The following is a 14994-nucleotide window of genomic DNA, read 5'->3' on the forward strand; positions in this document are numbered from 1 at the left end:
CCTATCCACCTGGGAAGCGTTGCCGCTACGAACGGCATCGTACCTGTCATACCTCGCGCACCGGTATCTCCGGCCAGCTCGCTTATCCATGACGGCCGAAGCATGTAACTGGCTAAACGCTATCCGGCGTAATGGTCCACCGCGGGACCACCGCGCCGATGAGCCCTCTCAACGATATTCGAATCGGACGCCGCAACCTTGCGCTATATGCTCGTTTACGATACCTTATGCTCGTTTATGCTAGATTATGACCAACGACAAGGTGACCCCATGCAGCGAACTCGAGACGACGCGCTCCACGGCCTGCTGCCGGAGCAGCGCGAACAGTTAATTCTGGAGCGGCTGCGCCTGCACGGGCGCGTGCTGGCGGCGGCGCTGGCCGCCGAATTCCAGACCTCCGAGCACACAGTGCGCCGCCATCTGCGCGATCTGGCTGAACAAGGGCACTGCAAGCGCGTGTACGGCGGCGCTCTGCTGATTTCGCCCGCCGACAAGCCCGCGGCGGTCCGCATGAGCGAAGCCATGGATCGCAAGGCGTGCCTCGCGGCCGCGGCGGCGTCGATCGTCCGTCCGAAGCAGGTCGTTCTGCTGGACGCCGGTTCGACCAACGCGTCGATCGCGGCCGCGCTGCCCGACAACGCGGATCTGACCGTCGTAACCAGTTCGCCCGACGCATGCACGCGCTTGCTGAGTCGGCCGGGCTTCGAAGTGATTCTGATCGGCGGGCGCCTCTCGCGGGGCGCGGCGGGCTCGCTTGGCGCCACCGCCCTCTTGCAAGTGCAGCAAATCCGCGCCGACCTATGCTTCCTGGGCGCATGTGCGTTCGACCCCGATGAAGGCGTCGCGGCCTTCGACGCGGAAGACGCCGAACTCAAACGGGCCATGGTTAAAGCAAGCGGGCAGATCGCGATCGCGCTGACGTCGGAAAAGTTGATGACCGCCGCGCCTTTCGCGGTTGCGCCGGCATCGTCGGTCGATTATCTGTTCGTCGAAGCCGATGTGCCGGCCGAGCGGCTCGCGAGTCTGCAAGCGGTCTGCGACAACGTGATGGTGGCGCGCTCATGAGTTCGCCCGCCGCTTCACACACCAGGCCGCTCAACGAGCGCATTGCGACCGTCGGCGTATTTCTCGCGAACGGCTTCGGGATCGGCGCATGGGCGGTCGAAGTGCCGCGCATCAAGGAAAGCCTGGCGCTCAGCGACACCTCGCTCGGCCTCGCGCTGTTCGCCTTTGCGCTGGGCGCGATCGTCGCGATGCCGCTCGCGGGACAACTCGCGCCGCGCTTCGGCAGCGGCCGCGCGACCGCCTTGCTCGGCGCGGCGTTCGCCGTCACACTGCCGCTGCCCGCGTTGGCGCCCAACCTGATCACGCTTTGCATCGTGCTGCTCGCGCTCGGCGCAGCCAACGGCGCGCTGGACGTGTCGATGAACGGCCACGCGAGCACGATCGAAACGCAGTGGCGCGCGCCGATCATGTCATCGTTCCACGCGGCCTGGAGTGCGGGCGGACTGCTGGGCGCCGCCACCGGCGCGATGCTGGTCAAAAGCGGCATGGGTGTGCGCGGCGGATTGCTGGTGCCTGCCGCCTTCATCGTAGTCCTTATCATCTGCGCTGCGGTGCTGGCATTACGCGATCTCGGCCCGCGCATGGCTGGTGCGTCGAGCGCCTTTGCGTGGCCGAGCGGCGCCGTGATGAAACTCGCACTGCTCGCGTTCCTCTGCATGCTGGTGGAGGGCGCGGTGGCCGACTGGAGCGCGGTGTACTTGCGCTCCACGTTGAACCAGGAGGCCAGTGTCGCTGCGATCGGGTATTCCGCGTTCGCTTTCTCGATGGCGGCGTGCCGTATCGTCGGCGATGTGTCCGTGCGCCGCTTCGGCTCGAGCCGGGTGGTTGCGCTGGGCGGTCTCGTCGCCCTCACAGGGCTCGCGCTGGTGCTCGGCCTGCCAACCGTGCTCACCGCCTGCGTGGGCTTTGCGATGGTCGGCGTCGGCCTCGCGAATATCGTCCCGGTGATTTTCAGTGCAGCGGGCCGCTCGACCGTCGCGCCGGCTATGGGCGTGTCGATGGCGGCTACGGCGGGCTATGCCGGGTTCCTGGTCGGGCCGCCGTTGATCGGTCTCGGCGCGGGTCTGCTCGGCTTGCGGGTTGCGCTGTGTGTGCTCGTGATGGCGGCGCTGATTGTGTGCGTGCTCGGGGGCAAGGCGGTGCGCAGCGCGCGGCTCGCGTAGGACAGGTGCGCCTGTCGCGGCACCAACCGGTGCCGGCGCGCGGCAAGCGGCTTTATTTCGTCTCTTTGTCGAGCAACGCTGCCCGCTCGCGAACGAGCGTCACCGCGCGTCCCGCATGCAGATCGAGCGGCCAGCTGATTGCGCCGAGCAGCGAGCGCGGCTCAGCCCCATCGACCAGCCCTGTGGCCGGCCATTCGTGCTTTGCGGGTACCCACAGCGTGCCGAACAGGTGGTCCCAAAGCGGCAGCAGTTGCGCGAAGTTGTGGCCGACATGTTCGCCGCGAACCGAATGATGCACGCGGTGATATTGCGGATTGTTGACCCACGTGACGTAGCGGCCCAGGTCCACGCGCAGATTCAGATGCGCGAAGTCATTGCCGAACATGAAGACGAAGGAGGTGAGCCCGACGATCCATGGCTCGACCTTGAACAGCACGCCCACCAGCGGATAAAGCAGACAGCCCTTGATCAGTACTTCGAACCAGTGATGCCGCAGCGTCACGGTGACATTCAGGTCGACCGCGCTATGGTGCAGCGAATGCAGCTTCCATAGCACCGGCCATGTGTGCTGCAAACGGTGAAACGCGTATTCGAGCAGGTCGATGGTGAGCAGCACGATCACGAACGACGCGAGCGCGCCCCATCCGTGTGATACCAGCACGACCATGCCGCCGCCGAGCGCGTTCACGATGGCCACGCTGGCTGCCGCCGTGAGCGGCTTGGCCGCTTCCACCAGCGCCAGATACAAAGCGGCATAGGCGATGTTCAGACGCTGCGCCGGGCGCGATTGCAGCAGCGCGGCCGGCCAGCGGCGTTCCAGCGTCGCACCGGCGGCCATCGTCGCCAGCACGAGCGCATACGCCTGCAGCCAAAGACTCGCGTGGTGCAGCAGGCCGGCAAGCGGACTTGACGCAAACATCTGATTCCCCGGTGATGCGTTGCACCGCGCCGCCGGCCCTGGGCTGCACAGCGTTGCGCTCAACCTGGCGCAAAAGCGCCGGGCGACCAGGCGTCGGCTGACGAGCAGGCGCGTTAATGCGATCTTCGCAGCCCCGTGGGCGGCGCGCAAGCCGATTTGCGACGGATCAGGCGAGCGCAGATGGCGCGTTCGTGACTCACCAGCCAGGCCGCGCACACCGAACTGATCGCACACACCAAGGCGATTTTGCCGACGCGCGGGGGCAGGACGCGCGCTACAGAACGTTGCACAGACTTGAATGAAGCGGTCGAGCGTCAAGACAACGAGGCCAGCATGTTCGACAGGCGTCTCATATGCGCCTTGAACGCGTCGCTCACTTCGCGATCAGTCGTCGGGTCCAGATGCGACGTTTCGGCGAGTTCGACCTGCTCGTGGAAATCGTTGGCGATGGTGCGTTGGACGGCGGCAGGCAGCGACCGCAAGATGGAAACCAGCAAAGCCTCTTCGGCATGCATCATGCCGAGAATCGAGTGAGTGTCCATGCGAAAACCTCCGGCGAAGGCATCGTCGATGCAAGCCAGCGCGAGTGCTGGCCGCACCTCATGTTACCCCCGGCGGCTCGCAGGAGGGCGGCGCGCGTCGGATGACTAACCCGGCGGGCGCAAGTCTTGACCCCGACTGCCGCCCGACTGCCGTTACTTCGCGATCGTATAGCGCGACCGACGGCTTTGCGGCGATTTCGTCGGACGCTCGACGCGCGGATTGGCGCCACGGATAAAAAGCACGGCGCACACGGCGAGCGTCGCCCAGATGCAGAGAATTATCGTCAAAGCGCTCATTTCGGTTGTCGGAATCTCGAGGTTGCGATCGGTACGTCTGGCGGGTTGGCCGCTCAGTGCGTCGTATGTTGGCCGGAGGCGCCGAACAGAAGCTGCTCGATTATCCGGGTGGTGTGCATCAGCTGCTTATCGAGCGATGCGCGCACCGCTTGCGCGCCGGCCGCGTCGTTGCGCGCGACCGCTGCATGCGTCTGGGTTGCCAGCTGCAATACCCTTTCCGATGCGCGTTGGAGCTCCTGCATGTGGCCGGCGCCCGCGCCCGACGATGAGCGGTCCAGGTCGGAAGTGACGATCTCCGGCAAGCCGGTTTCGAACAGACGATTTTTGTCGTGGCGGTAAGACATCGCGGTTCCTTGGGGGATTGGACGATGTCAGTCTGCTCCGCACCGGGAGTTTTCAATCTGTCGAACAGAAGCCGATTTTCGAGTCAATCCGAAGCGTTATGCACTCCGCGGCTTTCTCCTGATGAATGCGCCGCCCGGCAAGCCCGCAAGTCGTCCGGGTCGACCCCCGGGTTCACAGGCGAGCGGCCGATCCGCCTGGCTGCGGGGAAATCCGCCAACGACGGCAATGCTCGCGCAGTCCACGAACAATTGCAGTTAACCCCGGGCGGAACGCCTCGACTCAAGCAACCGGAATCACTTCGACGCGCAATGCGTCGTCGCCCGCCGCCACCGCGAGCAGTAGGTCGACATTGGGATGCGCGCCGGGACGATTGCGCGCGTCGGCTGTGTGTTCGGCGAACAACGCGAGGCCGTGCTTGGCGGCGCTCGCGTCCAGCGAGCCGAATGTCTCGCGCAGATAGTTGTAAACGCTGAGCGAGCCCTGCTTGCCCGGCTTGTTCTCGATACTCGCGATCACTCCGCCGCTGCCATCCACCAGATCGATACGCGCTATACCGTCGATGGAGGGCATCTGGGCGAGATTTTCCTTGAATACGTTGCTCGGTTGAATCATTGAGAATCGCTCCTTCTGTTCTGAGATTTGCATGGCGGCCCGTATCTTATCCGATGTATGGACAGCGGCGTCCGCGGCGACGCGGCGCACTCGCCCGCACGTCGCACGGCAGAAAGAGGGGGATCCTCTGCGAAGCGAACGCTGCTCGAGTTATCTAAACGCAGCCGTAAGAACGCGATTGGCGTCAGCCATGAAGTCGACAAAGACGCCAATGACCACGCTCCAGAAATGCACTCCCCGGTCGCCGCTTTGAGCGCTACCGCGTGAACTGTTCTTCGTCTTGGGCGAGGGACGCTGCGTCGTTGGCAAGAACATCAAGGTCGATGAGCGGCCAGGTGTGGTTTTTATGCGACCATCCGGGCAAGGGCGTACGGGCAGAGGCAGAGCCGGCAAGCCTTGGCGGGCAGACGCAAATCGTCATACAGGAGGCCCCGCTTTTCATTGAGAACAACGTTGGATAGCATGATGAAACACGTCAGCGTCCCCAACGGTTGGCGTGTGTGTTTGTCGGCCGCAGCATCGCTGCGGCTTTTTTTGCCGAATCAGGATGTGTCGGGCCAAGAGCGCTTGCGACTCGCGCAAGGATCCGCCGCCGTCGGCTATGACCTGGCATATCGACACCTGCGCCGTTGTCGCTTGTTGACGGATCTCCATTCTTCAATGAGATGAGCGCGCGTTGCGATCTCGCGCAATGCGTGTCCCGTCTGAACCACGTACTTTCCCTGAGCGATCCGGCTGCGGCACGGCGGTTGCGCGTCACTTTTCTGCCGATGCGGGCAGGAGTGAATGAGGAGGCGTCAATGTCTTTCCAGACGTATGCTTCGTACCGTGGATATCGCATCCATGTTCAAATCGATCGCGCTACGACATTGTGTTTCAATGGGGGTGGACGTCGATACAAAGTCTGCTGGGTCATCAGTTCGCTTGTGAATCCTGAGCAGGAAATTGCCAGTTTTCCCGAACGTCTGGAGTTCCTGTCCGAGCGTGAAGCGCTTAAATATGCTGAAAACCGCGCTCACACCTTCATTGATTGCATGCTGTCCGGCAAACAAGATATGCCCGTTCGCGGGGAGCTCGGCCGCGGCCGCGGGCGCGAACTCGATCCTGGCTAAAGTGGAACGCAGTCGTGGCGCTTAGCCATCCCGTTTCCCAAGCGTCGAACAGCTGGCAAGCGCTTTCTGAACTGTCACTTAGCCCCGACTGACAACCGCCCTGCTTGGCCGCGCCCACCGGTCCTCAAACGACCGAACTCGAAGTGCCGTGGTCGGCCACGCGGGACGCACCCCGACCCCAAATGGGCGCCAGCGCCCCTGTCCGCCTTCGCAGCGACGCCCGCGAAATGGTACGCGCTCTACCGGCGTGCCGGGCCGCGCAAGGCCACGGTTCGCCCTGATCTGTCAAGGTGCGCTTCGCTTGGTCGAAGCGCTTGTCGCAAAAATGCATCTGCGGTTTTTTGCGCTGACTATTTCGCGCAAGCGATTGCTTATACTCTACGCACCTCCTTTTCGAGGCGCTTCGTATGTGGCATGAATGGCTTAAATATCTCCAGCCTCTCAGCTGGAACACTCCGATGGTTTTGGCGCTCGCGTCAGCGGCCATCGGCTCTGTGATCACGCTCCTGTGGATTTCGGCACGGGACGCGAGGGAGCGCAGGCGTCAGCGACGCGATACTGCGTTGGAACTCGCGTTATCGCTCGAAAGCTATGCGCGAACCTGCCGGACGATGATGCACAAGGCCGCCTGGGCGGCCGCAGCGCCGGCCGGCCCCCTCGGCCGCGAAGCCAGCAAAGGCGTATCCATTCCCCCATTTGCCTATCCGGACAAGCTGCAGTGGCGCGTGCTCAACCGCAGAGCTATTTCGGATCTCCGCGAGTACCCCGCGACGGTGCACTCCGCCCGCGAATACGTGGAAGCGTTCAGGGAGTTCGGCGAGCCGATCGAGTTTTGCGGCCAGGTTGAATACGAATGTGCGAAGGCAGCGAGGTTTGCGTTGGATCTGGCTCGGGTTACGCGTCGCCGGCACGGCGCCGCGACGTGGAAGCCGGGGGCGAAAGATTCGTCCATGGCACGCGAACTCTCGGACTTCATCAAAGCGGCCGAAGAAAAGCGTAACGCGTCGGTCGATCCACAAACGGACGCCTCGTTGGGTCGGCCAGCGCACCCGCAGTCGTTCAATCAACCATTAAGCGCATGAAATGCTGCGCAGCCGGCGCGCGAGACGCCGGCCGGTTTCTCGAGTAATAAGGCAATGCCACGGGCGGCCGGGCGTTACTCCGGCTGCTATGTTCGCACCACTGTGTCGGGCGATTCTTCCGACCATACGCTGGCGAGTGATGCGCACCTTCACACCTGCTGTGCAGACACCCGTGGGTTCAATAATTCTGCCGTATCCGCGTCGGCTGTTGGCCAATTGTCCCGGCTTGAACATGGGAATCGCGAAGCTCGCCGGGGCAATGCGTACGCCGTGGTTTCGGCCGGCGCCGCCCTTGCAGCACGTTTCTTTCAACGCTTGAAGACAACCTTCGCTGTGGCGTGGTCGACCGGAGCAGACGTATGCTGGTGGACGATCTTCCACCCGTCGCCCTTTCGCCTGAGCGTCGCAGTGAGGCGATTGTCCAGCGAGCGCAGCTCAACGCCATCCGTATTGACAGCCCTGTATGTCGCGAAGGCGTGAACAACTGCGAGGTCTTCCGTCACGATCGTTTGCGCGTCGCTAAACTCCACGACAACGCGGTCCGTACCTGGCGAACCAAACCAGCCCGCCACCATTTCGCGCCAGACCGCAATGCCGTTGTACGACCATACACCCCACATTCGTAGATCAGTACCTCGGCGTCATACAGTGAGACGAACGCGTCGACGTCTTTTGCGAATACCCCAGCTTTGTAAGCGTTGAGGACCTGCGTGATCGGATTGTCGAGTGTCATCACTGTGTATCCTCCTGAGTCAGATTGCGATCGCGGCTAGGATCGCTGGCGCCGGATAATCACCGCGCTCACGGCTTATCGAACGATAGATAGCTGCTCGCGGCCCTGCGCTGTCGGCGAAGCAGCAGATAGCAGCCGGCAACATGCGTGATCATCAGCGCAGGCACGTAGATGATCGGAATCGCATACAGAGCGCCGAGCTCTCCCGCGCGCGCAGGAAGGTCCGACTCGATAGCGTGGTAGTAGTCGACGAGGAGATCCGTTGCGCCCACGAGATGGAACGCTACGACGAACAACCAGAAAAGTGGACGGATTCGCGCGGTGAGTAGCGCCAGCATCGCCAAAATTCCCGTTGCCAGGTCGCCGTATGCGGCGAACACGGCGAACCTGGCGGGTAGATTTGGACTGACGATGCCCGGCAGGATGAAGACCAGGCCGAAGAAACGGAAACTGTGCAAAGTGGCAATGGCGCGTTGCACATCGAATGGGTCCATCGATTTGAGCCGCGGCCATACGTATGTGCGAAAGCACAGCAGCCACGCGACATACCCCAATACCAGTTGCAATTGAAAGAGAACTTCCGGGGACATGCTACCTCCTGCAAGATGTTGTCGGGCGCTTGACTCGTCATGTACAGGCGTAGGTGTACCATGGCCTCTCGCGAACGACTATCCATCACAATGTTGACGGGCTATGAAGCAGAACTTCACAGTCAGGCAGGGCGCGCTCGATGGCGTGGAAGTATTCCTGAGCGTTGCCCAGCATCACAGTTTTCGCCGCGCAGCGGCCGAACTGGGGGTGACGCCGTCGGCCGTGAGCCAGGCAGTGCGTGTACTCGAAGCGCGCATCGGCGCAGCGCTCTTCATACGCACCACGCGCAGTGTCGGACTGACCGAAGCCGGCGAACGGTTTCTTTCGCGAGCGAAGCCTGCTTTCGAGGAGCTTGTCGCCGCTGGTGACGTGGCGCGCGGGCTTGGCCAGCGGGCCGCCGGATTGTTGCGTCTTTCCGTGCCGCGAGCGGTGGTGCCGATCCTGCTGGAACCACTGATTGCGTCGTTCTGCACCGCTTATCCCGAGGTCGAAGTGGAACTCGCCACAAGCAGCGAGCTGGTCGACCTTGCTGCGGAAGGGTTCGACGCCGGTATCCGGCTGGGCCAATTCGTCGCCACCGACATGGTCGCAGTGCGGTTGACGCCGCCGTTGCGTCTCGTCGTCATTGGCAGTCCTGCGTATTTTTCGGGGCACGGTCGGCCCGAGCACACCGACGATCTGCGCCAGCACGCGTGTGTGCGATGGCGCAGATCCAGCGGCGCGCTCGCGCTGTGGTCATTCAACGACAGCGGCAATGCGATAGAGATCGCCGTAACCGGACCTTTCATTGCCCATGATTTTCCCACCATGCTAGGCGCGGCAATCGAAGGGGTAGGACTCGCCCAGCTACCTGAACCGATGGTCGCCGAAGCGCTCAGAGCGGGAAAACTGGTGCAGGTGCTGGAGCCCTTTGCGCCGGTCACGCCCGGCGTTTTTCTCTATTATCCCGGCCGCCGGCAGATGCTGCCGAAGCTGCGCGCCTTCATCGATCATGTAAAGAGCCGCCTGGCAGGCGATGGCACACTCCCGCCTCCAAAATGACGGCGAGGCGTGGAGCCCCTGGCACGTGCATGTAGCGTATCGTCACTTCAGTTCAATCGGCCGCCCATGCGGTGTATGGCGCGCAGCGATGTCCCATTCTTTCTGGCGCGCCTCGAGCATGCTACTCGTCACCAATCGCTTACGCGCGCTCATGCGCTCCAGTGCCGTCAGCCAATGACGGTAGTAAGTGTCGCCATGATCTGGGTCGCCAGCGGACTGCGCATCGCGGATTGCCCGGTTCAGACATTGCGCCCATTCGCCCCACGTGAAGAGGCCTTGCTCATATAAAGTCAACGTCATCGCGAACGCACGCGCTTCCCAAGGCGCGTTGAAGACGGGCCCCGCGTCGTCGCAAGGCAATGCTGGCAACGCAGCGCGGAGTTCGGGAAGGTGCGATCGGGTGTCTGTCATATCAGGTGGGCGGGGCATCCGGATAGTCGAGATAGGGTTCCCAGCAATCGACGCAAACGAATGCCGCGGTCGTATCCTTCCCCCAGAGTTCCGACGCATCAAAGCGAACGGTATACAGCCATTGTGGCTGTTCACCGAGCCCAATGGCGTTGGTGTCAGGAAAAACGTGTGGACCGTGCACAGCGATCACGCGAGCGCGTCTGCCCCGGCAATAGCGTGGCAAGCGCGTATGCGTCGGCGGGTTCAACTGACGGGTCCGGATCTCGTCACCCACCTTGAATCGGGGTTCAGTGAGCGCGGGACGATCGACAGGACTGCCTCGGCGTAGCACCGCAGCCACTTCGGTGGCCATCAATACGTGAGACACCGGCATTCCCGCACTGCTTGATACGCCGCTGGCAATTTCCTCGGCTGTCGCAAGCCCCTTATCCACCAGCAGCTTTTTCAGACCTTCCAACCAGATCTCGAAGTAGCTGCTGGCGAGGTATTGCGCGGGCGGCAAGCTTTCCCTTGCGGCACGCGACATATCGATGTTCCACTTGACGAGCGCGCCCATCGCCAGGGTGATCGCGAGCACGCGGCGCTCCCACTCCGCGTGAAAAATCACGGCCTCGGCTTCCGGCCGTATCGGGCCGAACGACTGCATGCCGCCAAGATCTTGTGCACCGTTCATATGGGCTCCCCGGTGGATTCAGGTGTTTTCGGCAGACCTGTGCCGATCATGGAATCGCGTGTCACCAGTTCAGCCAACGCTTCCTCCGAGAAACCCTCGGTTCGCGCAGGTTGCATGGGCAACACCAGATAGCGGACCTCGGAAGTGGAGTCCCAGACGCGAAACTCCACGTCGGCGGCCAATTCAAAACCGAATTCCTTCAGTACACCTCGCGGATCGACCACCGCGCGCGAGCGGTATGGCGCCGACTTGTACCAGACGGGCGGAAGCCCCAGCACCGGCCACGGATAGCATGAACACAACGTGCAGACCACCATGTTGTGCACCGTGGGCGTGTTTTCCAGCACGACCATATGCTCGCCCTGCCTGCCCCGATAGCCGAGCGAGGCGATCGCCGCAGTGGCGTCGTCGAGCAACCATCGTTTGTAAGTCGGGTCGTGCCACGCTTTTGCGATCACGCGCGCGCCGTTGCGCGGTCCGACCTGGTGCTCGTAGGTCTCGATCAGTACGTCGAGCGCGCCGGGATCGACGTATCCCTTTTCGACCAGCAGAGATTCGAGCGCGCGCACGCGCAAGTCCATCTCCGACAGTGCACTGCCCGCGTGATCGTGATCGTCCGCGTGCGGACGCTGCAACTCGTGGCCGCGGGAATCGTTACCCTTCATGGAAGTTCTCCCAGAAAGTGCCGACTTGACGAGCAGGGCCGGCGCGACTGCATGCAACCTGTCAGCGATACAGGAGTCCGCGTTCGTTGTCCGCTCTCAACGAGACCATTGCTACTCTGACCCATGTTCCCTTGCGCCGCTACAACTGCCGCTCGACTGCGGCCTTGTCGATGACCGACCCTGCTTGCTGGATCGCAACCGCGCCGCCGGATCAATGCTCGACCTGCCCCGCCGCAATGTCCTCGAGCGACCTTCCACGTGTCGGCACCCCCATGAGCACCACGGCCAGCGCACCGGTCAGCAACACCAGCGTCGTCGCGCCGAATACGCCGCCGAACCCCAGCAGTGGATAAACATAGCCGACCAGAATCGGCGCAGCAATCGCGCCCAGCCTTCCAATCGACGAAGCAAGCCCGGTCCCCGTTGCGCGCACGTCGGTCGGAAAAACTTCCGGTGTATACGCATAAACGCCCGCATAGGTGCCGTTCATGAAGAACGACAGCAGAATGCCCGACACCATGATGCCCGCATCGGTGCGAGTCAAAGCGAGCCCAAGCGCCGATACGCCGCCGAGGATCATGTACGACGCGATCGTCGCCTGCCGGCCGATCTTCTCGTTGAGCCACGCGCCTGAAAAATAGCCCGGAATCTGCGCGATGTAGATCACGAGCGAATACGAGAAGCTTCGCGTGATCGTCATGCCGTTCTGAACCAGCAAGCCGGGAATCCACGTGAAGAACGCGTAGTAGCTGAACGTGATGGAAAGCCACATCAGCCACGTCATTGCCGTAATGCGCGCAAGCTTCGCGGTCCACAACGCTTTGACATTCGCGATCACCGACGCCCGTCCCGCCGCAAGTGGAACCTCGCCCTCGCGCAGCGAAGACAGCGGCTCCAGCTGCACGCCCGCTCCCATCACTTCGGTCTCCATGCGTGACACGATCGCATCGGCCTCCGCATGCCGGTCGCGCGCTTCCAGCCAACGCGGCGATTCGGGCAAGGCACGCCGCCACCAGAGCAGCATCACGATCGGCAGCGCGGTGATGACCATGACCGCCCGCCATGCATTGGGTGCAAGCGGAATCACCAGGTACCCGAGCAGCGCGGCCGCCACGAAGCCGAACGAGAAGAACCCCGCGAGGCTACCGGTGAAACTGCCACGATAGCGGCGCGCCACGAACTCCGAAAGGAAGGGCGCGACAATCGCGCTTTCCGCGCCCGTACCCAGGCCAGCGACAATGCGTGTCCCGAGAAAAAAGCCCCAGTCATTGGCGAACGCGCTGGCAAGTGACGCGACGCAGTAAATCACGAGCGCATACATCATCACCTTGCGCCGGCCGATAATATCGCCGAGCATGCCCGCAAGCATCGCGCCGACGAAATAGCCGATGAACGTGCCGCTTCCCAGCACACCCGTCTGCACGCTCGTCAGTCCCCACTGCGTGCGCAGCACTGGCAGCAGGAACGCGAGCACCGCGGCGTCCATCGCATCGAACGTGTAGCCGAGGCCGCCCATCAACAACAGACGGCGGTGAAAACCCGAAAACGGCAAGCGCTCGATGCGCGCAGCGATCATCGACATGAACGGACTCCGGTGGGATTGTGGGACGCGGCGTACGCAAGGTCCTTCGTTCAAGCAGGTTCAGCCACATTCAGGCAGCACGTTCGAGCTCGTTGACGAAGATGCGGCCGTCCTTCATCACCAGCGGAATATGCTCGCCCTGACCTAGCAGACAATCGAGCGTCTTCAGCGGGTTGCCATCGACCACCAGCACATCGGCATGGGCACCCGGCACGATCCTGCCCAGCTTGTTCTGCTTGCCCAGTATTTCCGCTCCAACGACGGTCGCGCTCGCGATCACCTCGGCGGGCGACAGCACCTGGGCCAGCAGCCGGAACTCGTCGCTTTGCAGACGCTGCGCCTCGCCGAGCAGATCCGTGCCGAAACCCATCTTGACCCCCGCGCGCTTCATGATTTCGATCGACTGCATGCCGGCGCCATGCACGTCCTCGATCTTCGCAATGCTTTCCGGCGGCAGTCCATACTTCTCGCCCTCGCTTGCAAGAGCGTCGTAGGTGACGAGCGTCGGCACCACATACGCGCCGTGCTCCGCGACGATCCGCGCCGTTTCGTCGTCGATCAGATTGCCGTGCTCGATGGTGCGCACGCCGCAGCGTACCGCGCGAGCGATGGCCGCCGGCGTGTACGCATGAGCAAGCACATAGGTGCTGCGCCCTTGCGCCTCGGCGACGATCGCGCGAATCTCGTCTTCGGAGTAGCCGAATGCGCCAACCGGGTCGGTCGGCGAGGCGACGCCGCCCGACGCCATGATCTTGATCTGGTCGGCGCCCATTTGCAGTTCCTCGCGCACCGCGCGACGCACTTCGTCGACGCCGTCCGCAACGCGACCCAGCGCGCCCACGCGCACACAGCATCCGCAGGGCGAATCGGCAGGCATATAGTCCGTGCGAGCGCGCGGATCCGCATGACCGCCGGTCTGACTCAACGCGCGGCCGGAGACGAAAAGCCGCGGCCCTTCAACCAGCCCCGACTCGACGGCCAGCTTGAACGGGTGCCCGGCACCGCCCGCGTCGCGCACCGTGGTGAAGCCGCGGCGCAACATCGCACGCATGATCGGCACGGCGCGCAGCGTAACGAGCACATTGGGCAGCGTCGCCACGCGCGGCAGGTTGAACTCGATCGCGACGACGTGCACATGCAGATCGATCAGACCCGGCATGATGGTTTTGCCCTTGACGTCGATCACCTGCGCGTTGCTGCTTTTGATCGCCTGGTCCGACACTTCGCGCACGAAGCCGTCTTCGACGAGCACTTCGTGGCCTTCCAGCAAATCGGGTCGAGCAGGATCGAGAAGCGCGCCGTTACGTAGTAGGTAGCTAGTCAACGTATATCTCCTTCCGGTTGCGATCGCAGCGCCCGGTGTCCGGGCCTCACTTCCCCAGTATGCAAGCTGATGCATGGGAGCGCTGCCAGGATTTACATCAGGAATGTGACGGACCGCATGATGTCTGTGCGTTTGCGAACACATCGCGTGAAGCAGTGGATGCTGGCCTGTCGAGGAATCATGCTGCACTTCGAGTCCTTGCGTCGCGGTACTTGAAATAGATCAAAAAAGCTTTCCCACATATTGATCTTTGCGCCGCGTGCGCATTAAGATGGCTGCGTTGGCTCGCGACATCTCATCTGCTTTGCAACGGTGACGTGCGCAGCAGCCATCCCCGAACTGACCCTGCTCGCCACGCGAGGCCAACGGATCAGATTCCCCGCGAAGCAGCAAGCCCAGCCAGGAGACGGAGATGCTCAGTCCACATGAATTCGCCACTCTCATGCTACTGAAGGATGCGCCGGATCTGCCCAGTCTGGACGGTGCGGATCTCGAAGCACTTCTGGATCGCCAGCTCGTCACGCTCGAACAACTCGCCTCCGGACGCCAACGTCCTCTCATCACGCAGGACGGCCAAATGTTTCTGAACGCCGCCGCGCGCATCTTCAACGACGACTGACCTGCATCACCTGATCTCTTTCACAGTCATGGAGGATGCCGTGGGCGAACCGGGGATAGGAATCGTAGTGGGTCTGTGCGGCCTGACAGTTGCCGTTCTGCTGGTTGCCAGTCACTATTGGCGCGAGTGGATGCGTACAAGGCATCTGAAACGGATGGATCATCGCGATTGCTGGGAAGTAATGCGTCACCGGCGGTGATGGTGCGCTCGTTGCACCC

At 62.6% G+C, this 14994-nt stretch carries 17 protein-coding genes; 6 read left to right on the plus strand and 11 right to left on the minus strand.

Translation table 11 applies throughout. The features are described 5' to 3' along the window. Nucleotides 1–270 precede the first annotated feature (270 nt). Nucleotides 271–1065, plus strand: coding sequence for a DeoR/GlpR family DNA-binding transcription regulator (locus ABQJ48_RS20305; protein ID WP_367839791.1), 795 nt, complete (start codon nucleotides 271–273; stop codon nucleotides 1063–1065). Next, the gene (locus ABQJ48_RS20310; protein ID WP_367839792.1) at nucleotides 1062–2228 is read left to right on the plus strand and encodes an MFS transporter; all 1167 of its coding nucleotides are present in this window, start codon (nucleotides 1062–1064) and stop codon (nucleotides 2226–2228) included. The genes ABQJ48_RS20305 and ABQJ48_RS20310 overlap by 4 nt, the downstream gene beginning before the upstream one ends. 52 nt (nucleotides 2229–2280) lie before the next feature. Here the strand turns inward: ABQJ48_RS20310 and ABQJ48_RS20315 are convergent, their stop codons facing one another. From ABQJ48_RS20315 to ABQJ48_RS20330, 4 genes are all read right to left on the minus strand, one after another. Continuing rightward, the gene (locus tag ABQJ48_RS20315; protein WP_367839793.1) at nucleotides 2281–3147 is read right to left on the minus strand and encodes a sterol desaturase family protein; all 867 of its coding nucleotides are present in this window, start codon (nucleotides 3145–3147) and stop codon (nucleotides 2281–2283) included. 314 nt (nucleotides 3148–3461) lie between these two features. Then, a complete protein-coding gene (locus ABQJ48_RS20320; RefSeq protein WP_367839794.1) occupies nucleotides 3462–3689 on the minus strand; it encodes a hypothetical protein in 228 nt (75 codons plus the stop codon). A 350-nt stretch (nucleotides 3690–4039) separates the two neighbouring features. Further along, nucleotides 4040–4330 (minus strand): hypothetical protein, encoded by a 291-nt coding sequence (locus tag ABQJ48_RS20325; protein WP_367839795.1) that lies wholly within the window; start codon nucleotides 4328–4330, stop codon nucleotides 4040–4042. Between the two features lie 280 nt (nucleotides 4331–4610). After that, complete coding sequence (locus tag ABQJ48_RS20330; RefSeq protein ID WP_367839796.1) at nucleotides 4611–4943, minus strand: DUF2322 family protein; 333 nt, start codon at nucleotides 4941–4943, stop codon at nucleotides 4611–4613. A gap of 695 nt (nucleotides 4944–5638) precedes the next feature. On the opposite strand from ABQJ48_RS20330, the gene ABQJ48_RS20335 reads away from it, so the two are divergent. Together ABQJ48_RS20335 and ABQJ48_RS20340 are read left to right on the plus strand one after the other, a co-directional pair. Beyond that, complete coding sequence (locus ABQJ48_RS20335; protein ID WP_367839797.1) at nucleotides 5639–6055, plus strand: hypothetical protein; 417 nt, start codon at nucleotides 5639–5641, stop codon at nucleotides 6053–6055. 458 nt (nucleotides 6056–6513) lie between these two features. Further along, the gene (locus tag ABQJ48_RS20340) at nucleotides 6514–7137 is read left to right on the plus strand and encodes a hypothetical protein (protein ID WP_367839798.1); all 624 of its coding nucleotides are present in this window, start codon (nucleotides 6514–6516) and stop codon (nucleotides 7135–7137) included. Between the two features lie 308 nt (nucleotides 7138–7445). Here ABQJ48_RS20340 and ABQJ48_RS20345 read toward each other — a convergent pair whose 3' ends face one another. After that, entirely contained in the window at nucleotides 7446–7757 is a 312-nt protein-coding gene (locus tag ABQJ48_RS20345) for a YybH family protein (RefSeq protein ID WP_367839799.1), read from the minus strand. A gap of 181 nt (nucleotides 7758–7938) precedes the next feature. Continuing rightward, nucleotides 7939–8460 (minus strand): hypothetical protein, encoded by a 522-nt coding sequence (locus ABQJ48_RS20350; protein ID WP_367839800.1) that lies wholly within the window; start codon nucleotides 8458–8460, stop codon nucleotides 7939–7941. 103 nt (nucleotides 8461–8563) lie between these two features. Between ABQJ48_RS20350 and ABQJ48_RS20355 the strand changes: the two genes are divergently transcribed. Then, nucleotides 8564–9502, plus strand: coding sequence for a LysR family transcriptional regulator (locus tag ABQJ48_RS20355; RefSeq protein WP_367839801.1), 939 nt, complete (start codon nucleotides 8564–8566; stop codon nucleotides 9500–9502). A 42-nt stretch (nucleotides 9503–9544) separates the two neighbouring features. Here the strand turns inward: ABQJ48_RS20355 and ABQJ48_RS20360 are convergent, their stop codons facing one another. From ABQJ48_RS20360 to ABQJ48_RS20380, 5 genes are all read right to left on the minus strand, one after another. Beyond that, entirely contained in the window at nucleotides 9545–10012 is a 468-nt protein-coding gene (locus tag ABQJ48_RS20360) for a nitrile hydratase accessory protein (RefSeq protein WP_367839802.1), read from the minus strand. Continuing rightward, the gene (gene nthB / locus ABQJ48_RS20365) at nucleotides 9915–10586 is read right to left on the minus strand and encodes a nitrile hydratase subunit beta (protein WP_367839803.1); all 672 of its coding nucleotides are present in this window, start codon (nucleotides 10584–10586) and stop codon (nucleotides 9915–9917) included. The genes ABQJ48_RS20360 and nthB overlap by 98 nt, the downstream gene beginning before the upstream one ends. After that, complete coding sequence (nthA, locus tag ABQJ48_RS20370; RefSeq protein ID WP_367839804.1) at nucleotides 10583–11251, minus strand: nitrile hydratase subunit alpha; 669 nt, start codon at nucleotides 11249–11251, stop codon at nucleotides 10583–10585. Before nthA ends, nthB begins: the two co-directional genes overlap by 4 nt. A gap of 211 nt (nucleotides 11252–11462) precedes the next feature. Beyond that, nucleotides 11463–12833, minus strand: a complete 1371-nt coding sequence (locus ABQJ48_RS20375; protein ID WP_367839805.1) for an MFS transporter — start codon at nucleotides 12831–12833, stop codon at nucleotides 11463–11465. Between the two features lie 70 nt (nucleotides 12834–12903). Beyond that, nucleotides 12904–14157 carry a metal-dependent hydrolase family protein gene (locus ABQJ48_RS20380; RefSeq protein ID WP_367839806.1) on the minus strand — a complete coding sequence of 418 codons (1254 nt, stop codon included), beginning with the start codon at nucleotides 14155–14157 and terminating at the stop codon, nucleotides 12904–12906. Between the two features lie 412 nt (nucleotides 14158–14569). On the opposite strand from ABQJ48_RS20380, the gene ABQJ48_RS20385 reads away from it, so the two are divergent. Beyond that, the gene (locus ABQJ48_RS20385) at nucleotides 14570–14776 is read left to right on the plus strand and encodes a hypothetical protein (RefSeq protein WP_367839807.1); all 207 of its coding nucleotides are present in this window, start codon (nucleotides 14570–14572) and stop codon (nucleotides 14774–14776) included. The last annotated feature ends 218 nt before the right edge of the window (nucleotides 14777–14994 follow it).

This window comes from Paraburkholderia suaedae (assembly GCF_040812055.1).
Classification (GTDB): Bacteria; Pseudomonadota; Gammaproteobacteria; order Burkholderiales; family Burkholderiaceae; genus Paraburkholderia.

Coding starts and splice junctions, on each gene's coding strand:
- ABQJ48_RS20305 (WP_367839791.1), top strand. CDS start 271: ATGCAGCGAACTCGAGACGACGCGCTCCACGGCCTGCTGCCGGAGCAG.
- ABQJ48_RS20310 (WP_367839792.1), top strand. CDS start 1,062: ATGAGTTCGCCCGCCGCTTCACACACCAGGCCGCTCAACGAGCGCATT.
- ABQJ48_RS20315 (WP_367839793.1), bottom strand. CDS start 3,147: ATGTTTGCGTCAAGTCCGCTTGCCGGCCTGCTGCACCACGCGAGTCTT.
- ABQJ48_RS20320 (WP_367839794.1), bottom strand. CDS start 3,689: ATGGACACTCACTCGATTCTCGGCATGATGCATGCCGAAGAGGCTTTG.
- ABQJ48_RS20325 (WP_367839795.1), bottom strand. CDS start 4,330: ATGTCTTACCGCCACGACAAAAATCGTCTGTTCGAAACCGGCTTGCCG.
- ABQJ48_RS20330 (WP_367839796.1), bottom strand. CDS start 4,943: ATGATTCAACCGAGCAACGTATTCAAGGAAAATCTCGCCCAGATGCCC.
- ABQJ48_RS20340 (WP_367839798.1), top strand. CDS start 6,514: ATGGTTTTGGCGCTCGCGTCAGCGGCCATCGGCTCTGTGATCACGCTC.
- ABQJ48_RS20345 (WP_367839799.1), bottom strand. CDS start 7,757: ATGTGGGGTGTATGGTCGTACAACGGCATTGCGGTCTGGCGCGAAATG.
- ABQJ48_RS20350 (WP_367839800.1), bottom strand. CDS start 8,460: ATGTCCCCGGAAGTTCTCTTTCAATTGCAACTGGTATTGGGGTATGTC.
- ABQJ48_RS20355 (WP_367839801.1), top strand. CDS start 8,564: ATGAAGCAGAACTTCACAGTCAGGCAGGGCGCGCTCGATGGCGTGGAA.
- ABQJ48_RS20360 (WP_367839802.1), bottom strand. CDS start 10,012: ATGCGTCGGAACTCTGGGGGAAGGATACGACCGCGGCATTCGTTTGCG.
- nthB (WP_367839803.1), bottom strand. CDS start 10,586: ATGAACGGTGCACAAGATCTTGGCGGCATGCAGTCGTTCGGCCCGATA.
- nthA (WP_367839804.1), bottom strand. CDS start 11,251: ATGAAGGGTAACGATTCCCGCGGCCACGAGTTGCAGCGTCCGCACGCG.
- ABQJ48_RS20375 (WP_367839805.1), bottom strand. CDS start 12,833: ATGTCGATGATCGCTGCGCGCATCGAGCGCTTGCCGTTTTCGGGTTTT.
- ABQJ48_RS20385 (WP_367839807.1), top strand. CDS start 14,570: ATGCTCAGTCCACATGAATTCGCCACTCTCATGCTACTGAAGGATGCG.